A 16,820-nucleotide genomic window follows, 5' to 3' on the forward strand; every position below is an offset into this window, starting at 1 on the left:
GTCTCAGTCTTCCTGGCTGTTGGGATCGTCCCCGCCCGGCAACAGGCCGGGGATGAGGGCGGCTCTGATACCGGAGATCTGCGTGTCGTCCACGCGCCCATACTCGATGTTCTTCACCCGTTCCAGAGTCTCCTCGATCAGCACCCGGTTGGTGCGCTGCAGGTCGGCGATCACCAGCAGGGCCACACACAGCAGGGCCGCCACCAGCATCGTGGTGCCGAAGACCAGCGACTGGATGTGACCGCCGGCGGTGCCCATGCACCACAGGATGAAGAAGCGGACGAACGGAATGGCCCCGACGATCGCGAAGAACGCTGCCAGCCAGCCCAGCACCACGTGCGGTTTGAACATCAGGTAGGAGCGGGTGATCGCTCCACCGGACTTGGCCATGTGCTGGAAGATGTTGTTGAACAGGCGCGATTCACGCGTCTTGGGGTTGGTGGTGATCGGCACCGACGCAATGCGCAGCCGCTTGTTGCCCGCCTGAATGATCGTCTCCATGCAGTAGGAGAACTGAGTGATCACATTGAGTTTGAGCAGGGCGTTCTTGGAGTAGGCGCGGAAGCCGGAGGCGGCGTCGGGCAGGCGGGTGCCGGCCGCGTAGTTGACCACCTGGGAGCCGAAGTGCTGCATGCGCTTCTTGAACCAGGAGAAGTGAGCGATCTTGGCGGTCTGCCGATCGGCGATGGCGATGTCGGCCTCGCCGCGCACCACCGGGGCCACCAGGTCGCCGATGTACTCCTGCTTGTACTGGTTGTCGCCGTCGGTGTTGACCACAATGTCGGCGCCGTGCGCCAGGGCGTAGTCAACGCCGTCCCGGAAGGAGCGGGCCAGGCCCATGTTGCGGGCGTGGCGCACGAAGTGCTTGACCCCGTGCTCTCGGGCCACCTCCACGGTGCGGTCCTTAGAGCCATCGTCGATGACGAGGATCTCGATCTCGTCGACCCCCTCGATCTGACGGGGAATCGTGTCCAGGACCAGGCCTAGCGTCCCCTCCTCATTGAGACAGGGGATCTGCACGAACAGCTTCATGAACTTCCTTCTCGGATGGGAGCGCCGGCGAACGCAGGTAGGTGCGTCGAGCACCGCGATGGTGTGACGTGGCCAAGCCTACAAGCTGCCCGCCATCCGGGGCGGCACCGGATGCCTACACAGGGGCGAGCTTCAGCGCCGGCCGATGCCCGCGTAGGTGAAGCCGGCGGCCTTCCAATCCTCGCGCGGCAGCGCATTGCGCCCGTCGATGACGATGCGGCGGGCCACCAGCTCGGCGGCCTTGGCGGGGTCGAAGGTGGTGAACTGCTTCCACTCGGTTCCCAGCACGATCAGGTCAGCGCCATTCAGCGCCGCCTCAATACTGGAGGCGATCTCGTAGGGCAGGCCCTCGCGGTCGGCCAGGATGGGGCTGGCCGCCGGGTCCATGACCACCACAGAGGCGGACAGGTCCGTGAACTCCTGCGCCAGGTCGAGTGCGGGGGAGTTGCGCATGTCGTCACTGTCCGGCTTGAAGGCCGCGCCGAGGACCGCCACCCGCTTTCCAGCCAAGTCCTCGCCCAGCAGCCGACGCGCGGTGTCCACCACGGAGTGGCGTACGGCGTCGTTGACCTTGTCCACTTCGGCCAGGAAGCCAAGCGACTCGCCGACGCCCAGTTCGTTGGCGCGGGCCTGGAAGGCGCGAATGTCCTTGGGCAGGCAGCCTCCACCAAAGCCGATACCCGCACGCAGGAACCGCTTGCCGATGCGGTCGTCCAGGCCGATGGCGCCGGCCAACGCGGTCACGTCGGCGTCGGCGGCGTCGCAGATCTGAGCCATGGCGTTGATGAAGGAGATCTTGGTGGCAAGGAAGGCATTGGCGGAGATCTTCACCAGCTCCGCGGTCTGATAATCCATCACCAGCCGGGGCTTACCCGCCTCGATAATCGGCCGGTACAACTCGTCCAGGACCGCCTGTGCGTCCGCCGCGGCCCGCTCGTCGTCGGGCAGTCCGTAAACCATGCGGTCGGGGTCGAGGGTGTCCTTGACCGCGAAGCCCTCGCGCAGGAACTCCGGGTTCCACACCAGGGTCACGCCGGTAGGGGCGACCTGCTCGGCCAGGCGGGCGGCGGTACCCACCGGGACGGTGGACTTGCCGGCGACGACCTCCGGTCCGTCGGTGCACTGGCCCAGGTGCGGCAGCATGCCCTCGATGGCTGCGTTCACGTAGGTGAGGTTCGCGGCACCGGTCTCCGACTGGGGCGTGCCCACGCCGATGAAGTGCACCTGCGCGCCGGCGATTGCCGCGTAGTCGGTGGTGAAGGTCAGCCGCCCGGCATCCACGTTGCGGCGCAGGACATCCTCGAAATCGGGCTCGAAGAAGGGGGCCTTGCCCTGGGACAGCAGCTCGACCTTGCGGGCGTCGACGTCAACCCCCACCACCGTATGGCCCAACTCGGCCATCGAGGCCGCGTGCACAGCGCCCAGGTATCCACAACCAATTACCGAAATACGCATGTGGGAAGGCTAACGGACTAGGCAAGGACTTGGCGCGTGTCGCGTCGCAGAGATGGCCACATTTTCGGACTCGTTGCCCACAGGGGTGGTGGGTGGGTCACGTCCCCATGAGGTGCACCCCGCTAGCGTTCACGAACTCACAGTTCGATGGTGGGCACGTAGGCGTCCAGACGCTCCATGGAGTTGCCCGGCGTGAAGCCGGTTGCCTCGATCTTGCTCAGGTCCAGAGCGCTGCGAAGCGGACGCGGGGCGATGCCCTCCTGCCCGGCGTAGTACTCGGCGGTCGTCACCGGCGTGACCTCCTCGGCGCTGTGGCCCACCAGTTCGAAGACTCGCTTGGCGACGTCGCACCAGGACACCACCGGCCCCTCACCGGACAGGTTGTAGGTGCCGAACTCGGCGCCGGTGCGCAGCAGATGGATGATGCCGGCCGCCAGGTCGGTGGTGAAGGTGAGTCGGCCGGTCTGGTCGTCCACTACCTTCGGAGCGATGCCGCGCGCGGCCAGGGAGGCCATGGTCTTGGCGAAGTTCTTGCCGTCACCCACCACCCAGGAGGTGCGCACCAGGTAGTGCTTGGGAGTGGCCTCGACGGCGGCGTCGCCGCCCGCCTTCGACTGGCCGTACACACCCAGCGGGCTGGGGGACTCATCCTCCGTGTGCGGCTCAAGCGTGCCGTCGAAGGTGTACTCGCTGGAGATGTGCACCAGGGTCAGATCGTGGCGGGCCGCCTCCCGGGCCAGGTTTGCCGGGCCGGTGGCGTTGGCGCGCCAGGACAGGGGCCGTCCCTCGGGGGTCTCGGCGCCGTCGACGTTCGTCCAGGCGGCGGCGTTGATGATGATGTCGTAAACGGACCAGTCCCAGGCGGCCATGGCGTCGGCGTCGGAGATGTCCACCTCCGGCAGATCCACGCCGGTGGGGCTGAAGCCGGCCGCGGGCAGCTGCTTCATGAGCTCGCGGCCGAGCTGCCCCTTGCAGCCGGTGACCAGCACGCGCCTGCCATCCGCGGTGGCGTCGGTGGCTGCGAAGGGGACGACGTCCGCCAGGCGCGGGTGGGCGCGGTCCTTGTCGGACTGGATCGCCTGCTCCAGCGGAATCGGCCACGGCACGGCGACGGTCTCATCGGCCAGGTTCAAGAAGGTGTACTGGGCGTCGGGCGACCAGTGATCGTTGACCAGGTAGGTGTAGGCGGTGTTCGGCTCCAGCGTCTGGTAGGCGTTGCCCACGCCCTTGGGCACGAACACGGCCACCGACGGGTCGATCTCAGTGGTGTACACGGTGCCGAAGGACGGCCCCTCACGTAGGTCCACCCAAGCACCGAAGACGCGACCGGTGGCCACCGACACGAACTTGTCCCACGGCTCGGCGTGGATGCCGCGGGTCACCCCGACCTCGTCGTTGAAGGAGATGTTGTTCTGCACCGGGCCGAAGTCCGGCAGCCCCAGGGCAGTCATCTTCTCCCGCTGCCAGTTCTCCTTGAACCAGCCCCGGTTGTCGCCGTGCACGGTCAGATCGATGCGCAGGAAGCCGGGGATCGGGGTGGTCTCAACACCGAGCGGCTTGAGCAGCTCGATGCCGTCGGTGCGGTCGGGGGTGTCGGCCGTGTCAGTCATGGTTCTCCATCTGGTTCGCACTACGGTGCCGGGCTGACGGCGAGCGCCGCAAGCCGTCGACCCACCTAGCCTAGACCTGTAGGGCATCCCGTCCCTCCCGGCTGGGCAAATGCCGTCTCTCGGTCGAGGAAACCGCACGTTCACGCGCCATGGCAGGGGTACCTCACTGGCAGCAACCTGGATAGGCCCACCCAGCCAATGCCGCTAAGCCCGGGTGGTTGGCTTCACTCCAGGCAACCCAGGAAACAAACAGAGTCTCCATAGCCGCCTCAATACCTGCTAGCATTCCCTGGCGCGAGCTTCCGGCGACTGTTTGCGAGATCTTCTCGGTCGTGTTGACGAGACTGCGTGCTGCTGCGGCATGCGCAACTCCTGCATGGCGGGGTGCGACAGCGCCGGCGTTCCACTCCTCTCCGGTCGGCTTGGGGTGCGGGCATCGCGTCGAGCAACGAGGAGAATAATCAATGGATGCAGCAACCGGGTCGAGCCAGGCGGGACGATCGCGGTGGCCCCTTGGGAGCCGCAGGCGCCTCGGGGCCGCGCTGACCATGCTGCTTTTGCTCGTCGTCGGGGTCGGCTGGGTGCTGTGCTCCCCATTGGGCGGCTCTCCCGACGATGACTACCATCTGGGAAGCATATGGTGTCCGCGTCCGGTGGCGGAGTCTTGTCAGACCAAGACGATCGACAACGTTACGCAGGTCCTGGTGCCGCAGACCATCGATGATGATTCGCTCTGCTATAAGAAGCACCCGGAGACATCTGCTGCTTGCCGGATGTCCTATTCGGACGAGACGACCGCCTATACGGCTCGTTATGACGACGGGAACTATCCGGTGGGTTACTACCGTTTCCATCACGCCCTCGTCGGTAGCGACGTCACCCGCTCGGTGATCTTAATGCGTGTTGTCAACGTACTCATCGCAGTGGCCCTGTTGGGAACGATTGCGCTGCTGTCGCCACCCGCACTGCGTGCCGGCTACATTGCCGCGGTCGGATTCGCCTGGATTCCAATGGGCGTATATTTCGTAGCTTCCAATAATCCCAGTTCGTGGGCGCTGACTGGGGTGCTTGCCTACGCCTCCGGCTTATTCATGTCGCTCAGGGCTGAAGGTAAGCGCCAGTGGCTGCTGCTGGGGCTGGGCGTCGTTGGGAGCGTGCTCGCCTGCATGTCCCGTGGCGACGCGGCCTTCTTCCTCTTCGTGGTCTCCCTGGCGCTGCTTCTGGGGGTGCGTTGGCGGCGGCAGATCCGTGTCCATGCGCTGGTCGCGGCTGTTGTTGGCTTTGCTGGAGTTTGGGTGATGCGGAGCACGGGGCAGGGCGGCTACGCCTCCGGTGAGGGGGCTCAGCCTCCGCCAATGACGCGTACCCGGCTGTTCGAGATCGTTCAGGGTGTGCCTCAGTTCCTGGCGGGTATGTACGGGCGCCGCTGGGGTGGAGGTTGGTGGGATGTCCCCATGGACGGCGTGATCACCATTGGCGCGCTGAGCCTCGCCGGTATCGCGCTGTTCATGGGAGTCCGGGTGATGACCTGGCGTAAGCTGTTGTCGGCGGGAGTTATTCTCGGGGCGCTGGCGGGAATGCCCGTTGTGTATGCGATTCTCAATGGCTTGCCGAATGTCTATGTCATGGTTCAGCCCCGCTATGTGCTGCCGTTGCTGGCGGTGTTCTACCTCGTGCTTTTCCTCACCGACGACTCACGTACGATGATGACTCGTACGCAGGCGATGCTGGTCGTCGTTGTGTCCACTGCGGTGAGTTCCGCTGCGGTTCATCGACTACTGCTCCGGTATACGCAAGGCATTGAAGACATCAATCGTGTGCCCTTTAACCTTGATGTCGGCGTCCAGTGGTGGTGGAACATTCCTATCTCCCCGATGCAGCTGTGGGCATTGGTCACGGCCTGTACCCTCTTGGCCTCCACGATGCTGGTGTGGTTGGTAGGCGGCGGCAGGTCGCGGCCGGTTGAGCGCGAGACTCCCACTGCCTCCGCGGTGCCGACGGCGGAGTCGCCTGCTGCCGCGTGACCTGGAGGTGGGCGGTGTGGGCCATCGCCGTGGGAAACGCCGGCGGCGTTTGTTCAAATCTGGGTGGCGTGTGTATGCTTTCGAACGCTAGTCTTGATTGAAAGCTGATGAACGGATGGTGTTGCCTGTGACTTCTCCAGATAAGGGGACCCTTTCTTTGAAACGGTCGCAGTTCGATGTGCTCTACGCGTACTTGCGCGCCGGAGAGCCGCTGACTCAGCGGCAGGTCCAGGCGGCGACCGGCATGTCGTTGGGCAGCGCCAACGCTGCGGTGCGCGAGTGTGAGGCACTCGGGCTGCTGGCGGATCGCTCCCTGACTGACGCGGGTGCAGCCGCGTTGGAACCGTACCGCGTGACCAACGCCGTCGTACTCGCTGCTGGGCTCTCCGAGCGGTTCGCTCCGATTTCCTACGAGCGTCCCAAGGGAACCCTGCGGGTCCGTGGGGAGGTGCTCATCGAGCGGCAAATTGAACAGCTGCTTGAAGCCGGAATAAGCGACATCACCGTCGTTGTCGGATACAAGAAGGAGTACTTCTTCTACCTGGCGGAGAAGTACGGCGTCCGAATCGTCGTCAATGATGAGTACGCCACGCGTAACAACAACGGTTCTTTGTGGCGCGTACGCGACCGGCTCGACAACACCTACGTGTGTTCCTCGGATGACTACTTCACCGTTAACCCCTTCGAGTCGCACGTCCATCACGCCTACTACTCGGCCCAGTATGCTGAGGGCAGCACCGACGAGTGGTGTATAACCGTGGGCGCAGGTGATCGCATTACCGGCGCGACTATGGGCGGTGCCGACGCCTGGACGATGCTCGGTCACGTCTACTTCGACCGGACCTTCTCGGCAGCGTTCCGCCAGATCCTTGAAGAGGTGTACCACCTGCCGGAGACCGCCGCAAAGCTGTGGGAAGCGATTTACCTCGACCACGTCAGCGACCTTGACATGCGAGTGCGCCGCTACCCGGCTGGCGTCATCAATGAGTTCGACTCGGTTGACGAGATCCGTTCTTTCGATCCGTTGTTCATGGAGAATGTGGACTCGGAGGTGTTCGACAATATTGCCTCGGCTTTGGGCGTGCCAAAGGCAGAGATCGTCGACTTCTATCCGCTCAAGCAGGGCATCACGAACCTCTCGTGCCACTTCAGCGCCGGCGGCCAGGAATACGTGTACCGTCATCCAGGCGTCGGCACGGACCAGATCGTTGATCGGCAAGCTGAGTTTGATGCTCTGTTCCTGGCCCGGGAGCTCGGCATTGACCGGACATTTCTCGCGGGCGACCCAGACAAGGGGTGGAAGATATCCCGTTTCATCCCCCACTGTCGTAATCTAGACGTGAACCGTCCTGGTGAGTTGGCGCGGGCGATGTCCATGGCGCGCAGTCTTCACAACAGCGACCGAGTGCTCGCGCGCAGCTTCGGTTTCGTGGAGGAGGGGCTGCGCTACGAGCGCCTACTTACCGCCAACGGTCCCGTCGATGTGCCCGGATATGGCGAGCTGCGGGAGAAGATCCTTCGGCTTAGCCGCTATGCCGATGCCGACGGCTTCCCGGTCGGGCCCAGCCACAATGACTTCTTTCCGCTGAACTTCCTCGTTGATGAGCACGGGCACATCGATCTTATCGACTGGGAGTATGCCGGTATGTCCGATGTTGCTAGCGACTTCGGAACCATGGTCGTGTGCGCCCAGCTGAGCGGTGAGCAGGCTGAGGAAGCGCTATTCGCCTATTTCGAGGGCGAGCCCACTCCCGTTGAGCGACGTCACTTCTGGGCACACGTCGTTTTTGCCGGCTGGTGCTGGTATGTATGGGCGTTGGCGAAGGAAGCGGAGGGGGATGAAGTGGGGGAGTGGCTGTTCATCTACTACCGCCATGCCGTCGACTACGTTGATGCGCTGTTGGCCTCCTATGAGACAGACACTCCGTTGTTGAGCGCGCCGGCGCCGCGCCTGTCGGCGGGAGCGGTGGCATGAGGTACGGGGTGATCAGCGGGGCGCTGTGGGGCCTCGACACCGTTGTTCTCGGTATGGCCCTGGTACTGGTGCCGTTTCTCGGCGTTGGGAACGCGACGCTAACCGGCGCCGTTCTGCACGACACCACGTGCGCTATTGTGCTTGCGCTATATATGGCAGCGCGGGGTCGGCTGCACGATACCGCGGCGGCCCTGCGCACTCGTAGCGGTAAGATTGTCATGCTTGGGGCGCTCCTGGGTGGTCCCTTCGGAATGACCGGCTACCTGATTGCGATTGATAACATCGGTCCTGCCTACACCGCGATCATCTCCACGTTCTATCCCGCCGTGGGCACCCTGCTGGCCGCGATTCTGCTCGGCGAGCGTATGAGACCGCGACAGGTGGTGGCGCTGGTGGTGGCACTGGCGGCAGTGGTACTTATCGGATGGTCCTCCACGGAGTTCGATGTTCCCGGCTCAGCGCCGGTCGGTGTTCTTGCCGCGCTCGCGTGCGTGTTGGGCTGGGGCTCTGAGGCCGTGCTGTTGGCCTGGGGCATGCGTGATGACACGGTTGACAACGAGACTGCGCTGCAGATTCGCGAGACCACGTCCTCACTGGTCTATTTGCTAGTGGTTGCACCGTTGTCCGGGATCCTTGGTTTCACCTTGGCGTCTGTGGCAACGCGGGCCGCCTCGGTCGTTGCGCTTGCCGGAATTGCGGGTGCGTTCTCATACTTGTTCTACTACAAGGCCATCGGCACAATCGGGGCGTCGCGAGGCATGGCTCTGAATATCTCGTATTCGGCATGGGCGGTACTGTTCGCCTTTCTGCTCCAAGGGTCCGTGCCCACGCCGCTGCAGATCGCGGGGTGCCTCGTCCTGCTGGTTGGAACGGTACTGGCGGCTACGCCGGACTGGCGTACGCTGGTGACCTTTCCGGGGGCTGGACGCGATGCGGCCTGCCCTGACTCGCCAACTGATGACGGCCCAGATCAGACGGGAGATGCCAATGCCTTCTCACGCGGCTGACCAGCGGCAGCTTGACCACATCCACGTGCTGCTCACCCGTTTGCTAGGCGAGTTCGATCGGGTGTGCCGCGAGTTGGGGATCCAGTACGCGGTCTACGGTGGCACCGCCATCGGAGCGGTTCGCCACCGGGGATTTATTCCGTGGGACGACGACGTTGACGTGATGCTCACGCGTGCAGACTACGAGCGGTTCCTGTGCGAGGCCCCCGCCGTCATGGGAGGGGAGTTCGAGCTGCACAACACCCGTACCGTCCCCGAGTTCCCTTTTATGTTCACCAAAATGGTGCTCAAGGGAACGCTTTTAATCCCCGAAGCGGATAAGGACTCGAGCTATCGCATGCCTTTCTTCGTCGACGTCCTTCCGGTGGATAATATTCCTGACGACGACGGCGCCATGCGTTCTATGAGCCGCCGGAGTTGGCTTTGGGGCCGCCTGCTGTTTCTGCGAGGTACTCCCCGCCCCTACCTTATCGGCATCACCGGAGTGCGCCGCCGCCTGATCTATGCGCTCACAACTCTGGTGCACTGGGGCCTGAGACTGACTCGAGTCTCGCCCGCCGCGCTGCAGCTGCGGTGGGAGAAGGCAGTACGCGCTTACGAGCACGAGGACACGGGACGTATGGCCGACTTCACCATGCGCGATCCCTACAATTGGGTAGTCACCCGCGAGGAGTTGTTCCCCACCCGTGACGTACCTTTTGAGGACATCACCGTAATGCTTCCGCACAACTATGACGCCTTGCTGAGCCGCGGTTACGGCGACTACATGGCCCTGCCGCCGCCGGACCAGCAGCGTAATCACCGGATGCACCTGGTCGACTTCGGGCCGTATGCCGACGAGTTCGAGGAAGGACGGTCATGAGCGGCGACGAACCATCGGAGCAGCTCGCCCAAGTCCAGCGCGCGACTACGCTTGTCCTAGAGGAGCTTGACCGCGTGTGCATTGACCTTGGAGTCCGCTACACCGTCTACGGCGGCACCGCTATTGGTGCCGTGCGTCACCGGGGGTTCATCCCCTGGGATGACGACGCCGATGTGTGCATGCCCCGTCCGGATTACGAGCGCTTCCTTGACAAGGCTCCCGCTGTGCTGGGCGAGGCCTTCAAGATTCACTCGCCGCGTTCCGATCCCGACTATCCTCAGACTTTCGCTGTTCTAGGACTGGTGGGCAGTGAGTTCGTTTCGCAGGCGGCGCGGGATCGCCCTTACCGCATGCCCATTGGAGTGGATCTGTTCCCGCTCGATTCCTTGCCTGACGATGGCGCCTCCTACCGCCGCCAAAGGCGAAGTACCTGGCTGTGGGGGAGGCTGTTGTACCTGAGAGGAACCCCGCACGCGCAGGTTGACCTGCCGGCCCCGCTGACCCATCTCGCTACCGGCGTGCTGCATGTTGTCCACTGGACGATGCGTATGCTCGGCGTAAGTCCGCGCCTGCTGCAGAGCCGGTGGGAGCGCAGCGCGAGACGCTTCGAGGGAAGCCACACCGAGATGCTGGGTGACTACTCGACCACAGACCCGCGCCACTGGGCAGTGCGTCTGGACGAGCTCTTCCCGGCCCGCCGGGTGCCCTTTGAGGGGATTCGTGTCATGCTGCCTCGCCAGTATGATGCCGTCCTGACCCGCGGTTATGGTAGCTATATGGAACTGCCGGCGGAGGATGAGCGGGTGAACCATGCGGCAGCCTGGGTGACTTTTGGGCCCTATGCTTCACCGGAGGACTAGGCGTGGTCAGTGGCGACAGGCGGCAGTTGGGCCGCGACTACGTGTGGAATACCGCGGCCTCGCTCATGAGCTCGCTTTCCCTGGTGATCATGCTCACGGCGGTTACTCGCACCGCCGGAATTGCCGCGGCCGGGGTCTATTCCCTGGCGATCGCCGTCGGCCAGCAATTCCAAACGCTGGGCATGTACGAGGTTCGCACCTATCATGTAACCGACGTCTCCGGGCGCTACGCATTCGGGAACTACCTGGCCACCCGCATCGTGACGACCGTACTCATGATTGGGGGGATCGTAGCGGCGACCATGGCGGGGGCTAGTCCTCGCGACGGACTAGTGAGCCTCTTGGTGGCTATGCTGCGCATATTCGATGCGGTTGAGGATGTGTTCTACTCCGAGTTCCAGCGCAATGGGCGGCTGGACATAGGAGGCCGTGCCTGCTTCTGGCGAATCACTACCACGACCGGTGTTTTCGTCGTGACCCTGGTGGTGACTCATGACCTGATGAGTGCCACCATTCTGACGTTGGTGATGTCCAGCATCGCCTTCGTTCTGCTGTACCTGCCCGCGGCACGGCGCCTGTTCTCGGTGCGACCATGCTGGGACTTCAACCGGATCTGGTCCCTGCTCGTAGAATGCCTGCCGCTATTCCTCGGCTCTTTCCTGGCGATGTATCTGACCAATGCGCCGAGGTACGCTATTGAGGAGTTCCTGGACTCTCAGGCGCAAGGCGTGTTCGCTATCATTTACATGCCGGCAGTAGCCATCAATATGCTTTCCCTGTTTGTGTTCCGGCCATTGCTCACCCCGATTGCCTCCCGTTGGGTCGGCGGTGACAGACAGGGGTTCGCCAGGCTTGTTCGCCGGGGCCTGGTGACCACTTCCGGGGCGTTCGTCCTGGTGGCGTTGGTTTCGCTCGTGGCGGGGCCGTGGATCCTGCAGCTTGTCTTCAATCAGGATGTCTCGGCTTATCTGCCCGAGCTCATGATATTGGTTGCCGGTGGTGCCTTCAACGCTGTGGCGGTCATCCTGTACTACGCCCTGACAACTATGCGTCGTCAGGTTCTGGTCTTTGGAGGCTACGCCGCCGCCGCCGTCGTCGTCCTGGTGCTCAGCCGCCTGTTGGTGCCGATTTGGGCGCTGATGGGAGCGGCCCTGTCATACGCGGGGGCGATGCTCGTGCTCGCCCTGCTGTTCTTACTTCTGTCCCTGCATTCAGCGCGGCTGGCCGGTGCGCAGACGCACGCGACGACGCGTCGGTAGTACGCTGAATGCCGGTCACCCCCATCACTTCAGAAAAGGCCGCTTGTGCACCTCGCTATCGTTACGAACTCCTATCCGCCTCGTCTCGGCGGGCTCGAGTCCCACGTCTCCAACCTCGCTCAGGGGCTGGACGACTTGGGACACCGGGTGCACGTCCTGACGATCTCGTCTGAGCGCTCCAGGCGCAACGACGGCGGCGTCAAGGTTCTGACGGGCCGTGCCCACCTGCCGATCGCGGAGGTCATCTCCTTCCCGGGGCCGGGAACGGCCCGGGCAATCGCGCAGTACCTGCGGCGTGAGCACGTCGACGTCGTTTCTACACACACACGCTTCTTCCCCATGAGCCTCGTAGGGATGCGGGCTGCACAGGCGGCGGGGCTTCCCGTCATTCACACCGAGCACGGGAGTGGTTTCGTCGCCTCTCCTTCCCCCATTATCACCGTGGGCTCCCGCGCCGTTGACCTTACTGCGGGCCGATATGTTCTGCGCCATGCCGACCGGGTGCTCGGTGTCTCGCCCGAGGCGGCTGCATTCGCTCGACGTCTAGGTGCTCCACATGCAGACGTGTTCTACAACGCGATTACACCATCAGTCTTCACGGATGCGGTTCCGGACCGGCCTGACCACCTGGTGTTTGTGGGCCGAGTTGTGGCGGGAAAGGGATGGGACACCTTCCTGCGGGCGGTGTCGGCGTTGCGAGCGGCAGGGCAGGACGTGACCGGCGAGTTGCTGGGCGACGGAGCTCAGCTCGCTCAGGCCCGTCAGGAGTGCAGGACGCTGGGGTTGAACGGAGTGGTCGCGATACGCGGTCGTGTACCGCAGGAGCAGGCGCGCGCAGCCCTGCGCGGAGCGACGCTGGTCAACCCTACGGTGCTGTCTGAGGGATTTCAGACCACCCTACTGGAGACAATTGCCGAGAGGGGGCGGGTCGTGACGTTTGAGGTTCCCGGCGCTCAGCTGCTGAGGGAGTCGGGGGCGCCGGTGAAGATCTGTCGTGAGCGGAGCCTGGACTGTCTGGTGACGGCTCTCCAGGAACTCTTGGATAATCCGCCGGTTCCCGCATCACGGGAGCTCATCGATCCCTGGACTTGGCCGGTACGCGCACGTGAGTACAGCGAGGTGGTCGGTGAAGTACTCGCCGGTCGCTGAGTCCCATGAATGCTGATTCTAGGGCCCGCTACTTGGTGTCGGGTCCGGCATGCGGATGTCGGGGGAAATGGGGATCCAGACCCGCCTGGGTTACAATTAGATTGAGGATTGCGATGTTTTCCGCCAGAATCCGTGTCTCGTCCTCGAGACGGCTAATCTCCAGTGAGTGATGGAGCGTAACCCCCAGCAATAGAAAGATCGCCAGTACGAATAGCAGGTTTGAAGGAACTTCGAATCCGAGGAGGTGGGCCAAGGACGATAGCAGTCCGGGGACCACCGCCAGTAGAACGATGGCTATTCCCACGAGAATCCACAGCGCGGCGTATTTTTCTCGCAGTTTGCCGCCGCGCAGCAGCGTGAAGACAAAAGCGACAACGAGGGCGGCGATGAGGAGGTAGAAGAGCTGGGACATAGTCACTCCCCCTTCTGGGCGGCTGTTGTCGACTCACGCCCCGCTCGGATAATGGGCCGGCGGGTCAGCGCGATGAACAGTGCGAACATGCTTCTGATGAGGTATACGGCAGCCTTCCAGGGATTGTTGGAAGGCGCGCCTGCTTGTCTAGGCCTCATGTCCACACCGACTTGATTCACGGTCAGTCCCGAGCGCACAGCGATGACCAGCGAGTCAATTGTGTCCCCCAAGTACTCGGCCGGATAGTGGAGGCAGTACTGGTCGATCGCGATCGCATCCGCCGCACGGAAGCCGCTGGTGACATCGGTTAGCCTGGTATGCGCAATCCGTCCGATAATGGTGGCGAGCATCACCATCGCCCAGCGCCTTGGCCCGCGTACCCGGTATGTTCCGGTCTTGGTGAAACGTGCTCCGATGGAGATGTTCGAGTGCTCGAGCCCAGCGAGTACCCGATTGATGTCACGAGGATCGTGCTGGCCATCCGCGTCGACTTGGATGGCTCTGGTGTAACCGAAACGGCGGGCGAACTTGTATCCGGTCCGCATCGCCCCGCCGACGCCGAGGTTATAGGGCAGATCGAGGACGTGAGCTCCGGCCTCTTGGGCGATCTGCGAGGTGCGATCGGTAGAGCCGTCGTTGACGACGAGCAGGTCGTAGTCCGGGACGATCCGGCGTAGTTCGCTAATGGTCCCACCAATCACGTCCTCTTCATTCCATGCCGGCATGATGACCAGCGTGCTGGGGAATTGGGTGGGCATGGCAACTCCTGCTGAGCGGGTTTTTTGTACGACTACGTTAGCAATTGGCTGAGATGTCTCGGAAACGACTCGCCTGCGCGGTTCGGCCTCTTGCGGTGGAGCATTCGCGGCCTCACTGTCCGGGTGCGGGCGGCTTGCCGCTGGGCCCGTCAGCGCCGCTCGCGCTCGAGCAGGCCGAGCAGGTACTGACCGTAGCCGGACTTGACCAGCGGTTCGGCGCGCTCGCGCAGGCCGTCGTCGTCGATGAAGCCCATGCGCCAGGCGACCTCCTCCGGGCAGCCGATGTTCAGCCCCTGCCGGTGCTGGACCGTGCGCACGAAGCTGGTGGCGTCGGCCAGCGAGTCGAAGGTGCCGGTGTCCAGCCAGGCGGTGCCGCGGGGGAGCACCTCCACGGTCAGTCGCCCGGCGTCCAGGTAGGTGCGGTTGATGTCGGTGATCTCGTACTCGCCGCGCGCGGAGGGAGCGAGGTTCTTGGCGATCTCAACCACATCATTGTCGTAGAAGTACAGCCCGGGAACGGCGTAGTCCGACTTGGGACGGGTGGGCTTCTCCTCGATGGACACGGCCTTGAAGTCGGCGTCGAACTCCACCACACCGTAGGCCGTCGGGTCGGCGACCTGGTAGGCGTACACGACGCCGCCGTCGGGGTTGGTGTGGCGGCGCAGGCGCGTGCCCATGCCAGGGCCGTAGAAGATGTTGTCACCCAGCACCAGGGCGGCCGGCTGGTCGCCGATGAAGTCCGCCCCCAGCACGAAGGCCTGCGCCAGACCGTTGGGAACCTCCTGCACCGTGTAGGACAGGTTCACGCCCAGCTGGGAGCCGTCGCCCAGCAGCCGGTGGAAGCTGGGTGCATCGTGCGGGGTGGTGATGACCAGCACGTCCTGGATGCCGGCGAGCATCAGCGTGCTCAGCGGGTAGTAGATCATCGGCTTGTCGTACACCGGCACCAGCTGCTTGGAGGTGCCCAGGGTGATGGGGTTCAGTCGGGTGCCGGAGCCGCCGGCCAGGATGATGCCTCGCATGGGCACAGTCTGGACCATGCACACCCCATTTCGTCGCAATTGGGGCGGCCGGGTTTTTGCGGTACTGTCCGACGGGTCCCGGAAGAAGACGAGTGCCGGGCTTACCTGGTACCGCCCGGGGCGGGTCGCCGAGGGGGCGGCTGGGAGCGAGTAGCCGTGAGCGCCGCTGGAAGCGTGTAGCCCTGAGCCGTCGCGAGTCCCGGGGCGGGGCGTCGCCGGCGTCATGACCGGAGGCGGCCGCAGCTTCCGTTACCGTTGGCCTTCATGGAACGTCTTGACGGTGCGCGGCAGCGCTACGACTGGGGCTCGCCCGAGGCCATACCCGAGTTTCTCGGCATCCACGAGGACGGCCAACCCTGGGCCGAGCAGTGGTACGGCGCTCACCCCGCCGGGCCCACCCGCGTGGGTGACCGCACCCTGGCCGCACTCATCGACTCCGACCCGCAGCGCCTGCTCGGGGAGGACGTGGTGCGGCGCTTCGGCCCCAAGCTGCCCTTCCTCCTCAAGTTCATCGCTCCCGCCCGCGTACTCTCCCTGCAGGTGCACCCCTCGCTGGAACAGGCGGTCGAGGGCTACGAGCTGGAGAACGAGGCCGGTGTTCCCCTGGACAGTCCAATGCGTAACTACAAGGACGCCAACCACAAGCCGGAGATGGTGTTGGCGCTGACCCACTTCGAGGCGGTCACCGGCTTTCGGGCGCCGCGGCGGGCCGCCGAGGTACTGGCCGAGCTGCGCTCCCCGTTGGCTCGGCGCATGCGTCGCACCCTGCGGCTGAATCCGACCCGCTTCGGGATCCGGCAGGTGTTCACCGACCTCGTCTCCGCCTCCACCCGGCCCGCGCCGGCGGAGATCGCCGAACTGGTGGAGGAGATAGATGCCCGGCTCACCGCCGGAGACTCGCCGTCGCGGCGGGTTGACTCCAATGTGATCAGCATGTGGCGGTCCTTCCCCGGCGATCCGGGCGTGGCCGCGGCGCTGCTGCTCAACCCCGTCACCCTGCGGCCGGGCGAGGCCCTGTTCGTGCCCGCGGGCAGCGTCCACGCCTACATCTCAGGCATGGGCATCGAGGTGATGGCCTCCTCCGACAATGTGCTGCGCGCCGGGCTGACCACCAAGCACGTGGACGTGCCGGAGATGCTGGCCTGTGTGGACTATGTGGCGGCGCCCCCGGTGCGTCCCGCCCCCGAGTACCTGTCCCGGGCGACCCGCGCCTATTACGTGCCCGTGGACGACTTCGAGCTGCTCGTGACCACCGTGGTCCCCTCCGACGGGCGCGTGCAAGTGCCCGGCCGAGGGCCGCGGATTGTGCTGGCGACCGAGGGGAGTACGACGGTCACCACGCCTGCCGGGCAGGCGCCGCTGGTGCGCGGACAGGCGCTGTTCGTCGGCGCCGAC

Annotated in this window: 14 protein-coding genes; 8 read left to right on the forward strand and 6 right to left on the reverse strand. The window is 64.3% G+C overall.

Annotated features, from left to right (window positions below):
• Positions 1-3: 3 nt before the first annotated feature.
• The 3 genes from DRB06_RS08440 to DRB06_RS08450 all read right to left on the reverse strand — a co-directional run bounded on the left by DRB06_RS08440 (position 4) and on the right by DRB06_RS08450 (position 4,097).
• Complete coding sequence (locus tag DRB06_RS08440; protein ID WP_073327169.1) at positions 4-1,032, reverse strand: glycosyltransferase family 2 protein; 1,029 nt, start codon at positions 1,030-1,032, stop codon at positions 4-6.
• A gap of 132 nt (positions 1,033-1,164) precedes the next feature.
• Positions 1,165-2,487: a UDP-glucose/GDP-mannose dehydrogenase family protein gene (locus DRB06_RS08445; protein ID WP_073327167.1), complete on the reverse strand. Its 1,323-nt coding sequence runs from the start codon at positions 2,485-2,487 to the stop codon at positions 1,165-1,167.
• Positions 2,488-2,624: 137 nt separating this feature from the next.
• Complete coding sequence (locus tag DRB06_RS08450; RefSeq protein WP_108966614.1) at positions 2,625-4,097, reverse strand: bifunctional dTDP-4-dehydrorhamnose 3,5-epimerase family protein/NAD(P)-dependent oxidoreductase; 1,473 nt, start codon at positions 4,095-4,097, stop codon at positions 2,625-2,627.
• A 464-nt stretch (positions 4,098-4,561) separates the two neighbouring features.
• Between DRB06_RS08450 and DRB06_RS08455 the strand changes: the two genes are divergently transcribed.
• The 7 genes from DRB06_RS08455 to DRB06_RS08485 all read left to right on the forward strand — a co-directional run bounded on the left by DRB06_RS08455 (position 4,562) and on the right by DRB06_RS08485 (position 13,233).
• A complete protein-coding gene (locus DRB06_RS08455; RefSeq protein ID WP_111819684.1) occupies positions 4,562-6,121 on the forward strand; it encodes a DUF2142 domain-containing protein in 1,560 nt (519 codons plus the stop codon).
• 115 nt (positions 6,122-6,236) lie between these two features.
• The gene (locus DRB06_RS08460) at positions 6,237-8,096 is read left to right on the forward strand and encodes a phosphotransferase (RefSeq protein ID WP_111819685.1); all 1,860 of its coding nucleotides are present in this window, start codon (positions 6,237-6,239) and stop codon (positions 8,094-8,096) included.
• Positions 8,093-9,103 carry a DMT family transporter gene (locus DRB06_RS08465; protein ID WP_083565258.1) on the forward strand — a complete coding sequence of 337 codons (1,011 nt, stop codon included), beginning with the start codon at positions 8,093-8,095 and terminating at the stop codon, positions 9,101-9,103. Before DRB06_RS08460 ends, DRB06_RS08465 begins: the two co-directional genes overlap by 4 nt.
• Positions 9,084-9,965, forward strand: coding sequence for a phosphorylcholine transferase LicD (locus DRB06_RS08470; RefSeq protein WP_073327161.1), 882 nt, complete (start codon positions 9,084-9,086; stop codon positions 9,963-9,965). The genes DRB06_RS08465 and DRB06_RS08470 overlap by 20 nt, the downstream gene beginning before the upstream one ends.
• Entirely contained in the window at positions 9,962-10,825 is an 864-nt protein-coding gene (locus DRB06_RS08475; protein WP_111819686.1) for a phosphorylcholine transferase LicD, read from the forward strand. Before DRB06_RS08470 ends, DRB06_RS08475 begins: the two co-directional genes overlap by 4 nt.
• Positions 10,826-10,827: 2 nt before the next feature.
• Entirely contained in the window at positions 10,828-12,084 is a 1,257-nt protein-coding gene (locus DRB06_RS08480; RefSeq protein ID WP_181574871.1) for a lipopolysaccharide biosynthesis protein, read from the forward strand.
• A gap of 45 nt (positions 12,085-12,129) precedes the next feature.
• Complete coding sequence (locus DRB06_RS08485) at positions 12,130-13,233, forward strand: glycosyltransferase family 4 protein (RefSeq protein ID WP_111819687.1); 1,104 nt, start codon at positions 12,130-12,132, stop codon at positions 13,231-13,233.
• A gap of 28 nt (positions 13,234-13,261) precedes the next feature.
• Here the strand turns inward: DRB06_RS08485 and DRB06_RS08490 are convergent, their stop codons facing one another.
• From DRB06_RS08490 to rfbA, 3 genes are all read right to left on the reverse strand, one after another.
• Positions 13,262-13,645, reverse strand: coding sequence for a DUF2304 domain-containing protein (locus tag DRB06_RS08490; protein ID WP_108966623.1), 384 nt, complete (start codon positions 13,643-13,645; stop codon positions 13,262-13,264).
• Between the two features lie 2 nt (positions 13,646-13,647).
• Positions 13,648-14,403 carry a glycosyltransferase family 2 protein gene (locus DRB06_RS08495; protein WP_073327155.1) on the reverse strand — a complete coding sequence of 252 codons (756 nt, stop codon included), beginning with the start codon at positions 14,401-14,403 and terminating at the stop codon, positions 13,648-13,650.
• Positions 14,404-14,552: 149 nt separating this feature from the next.
• Complete coding sequence (rfbA, locus tag DRB06_RS08500; RefSeq protein WP_073327778.1) at positions 14,553-15,425, reverse strand: glucose-1-phosphate thymidylyltransferase RfbA; 873 nt, start codon at positions 15,423-15,425, stop codon at positions 14,553-14,555.
• A 264-nt stretch (positions 15,426-15,689) separates the two neighbouring features.
• Here rfbA and manA point away from each other — a divergent pair.
• A partial coding sequence (manA, locus tag DRB06_RS08505) for a mannose-6-phosphate isomerase, class I (protein WP_111819692.1) occupies positions 15,690-16,820 on the forward strand: 1,131 nt, incomplete at its 3' end.

This window comes from Actinomyces sp. Z5 (genome assembly GCF_003287795.1).
Taxonomy (GTDB): domain Bacteria; phylum Actinomycetota; class Actinomycetes; order Actinomycetales; family Actinomycetaceae; genus Actinomyces; species Actinomyces glycerinitolerans.

Excerpts from the sequence above, each read along its gene's own strand:
- DRB06_RS08440 (WP_073327169.1), bottom strand. The coding sequence starts at position 1,032 with ATGAAGCTGTTCGTGCAGATCCCCTGTCTCAATGAGGAGGGGACGCTA.
- DRB06_RS08445 (WP_073327167.1), bottom strand. The coding sequence starts at position 2,487 with ATGCGTATTTCGGTAATTGGTTGTGGATACCTGGGCGCTGTGCACGCG.
- DRB06_RS08450 (WP_108966614.1), bottom strand. The coding sequence starts at position 4,097 with ATGACTGACACGGCCGACACCCCCGACCGCACCGACGGCATCGAGCTG.
- DRB06_RS08455 (WP_111819684.1), top strand. The coding sequence starts at position 4,562 with ATGGATGCAGCAACCGGGTCGAGCCAGGCGGGACGATCGCGGTGGCCC.
- DRB06_RS08460 (WP_111819685.1), top strand. The coding sequence starts at position 6,237 with ATGGTGTTGCCTGTGACTTCTCCAGATAAGGGGACCCTTTCTTTGAAA.
- DRB06_RS08465 (WP_083565258.1), top strand. The coding sequence starts at position 8,093 with ATGAGGTACGGGGTGATCAGCGGGGCGCTGTGGGGCCTCGACACCGTT.
- DRB06_RS08470 (WP_073327161.1), top strand. The coding sequence starts at position 9,084 with ATGCCTTCTCACGCGGCTGACCAGCGGCAGCTTGACCACATCCACGTG.
- DRB06_RS08475 (WP_111819686.1), top strand. The coding sequence starts at position 9,962 with ATGAGCGGCGACGAACCATCGGAGCAGCTCGCCCAAGTCCAGCGCGCG.
- DRB06_RS08490 (WP_108966623.1), bottom strand. The coding sequence starts at position 13,645 with ATGTCCCAGCTCTTCTACCTCCTCATCGCCGCCCTCGTTGTCGCTTTT.
- DRB06_RS08495 (WP_073327155.1), bottom strand. The coding sequence starts at position 14,403 with ATGCCCACCCAATTCCCCAGCACGCTGGTCATCATGCCGGCATGGAAT.
- rfbA (WP_073327778.1), bottom strand. The coding sequence starts at position 15,425 with ATGCGAGGCATCATCCTGGCCGGCGGCTCCGGCACCCGACTGAACCCC.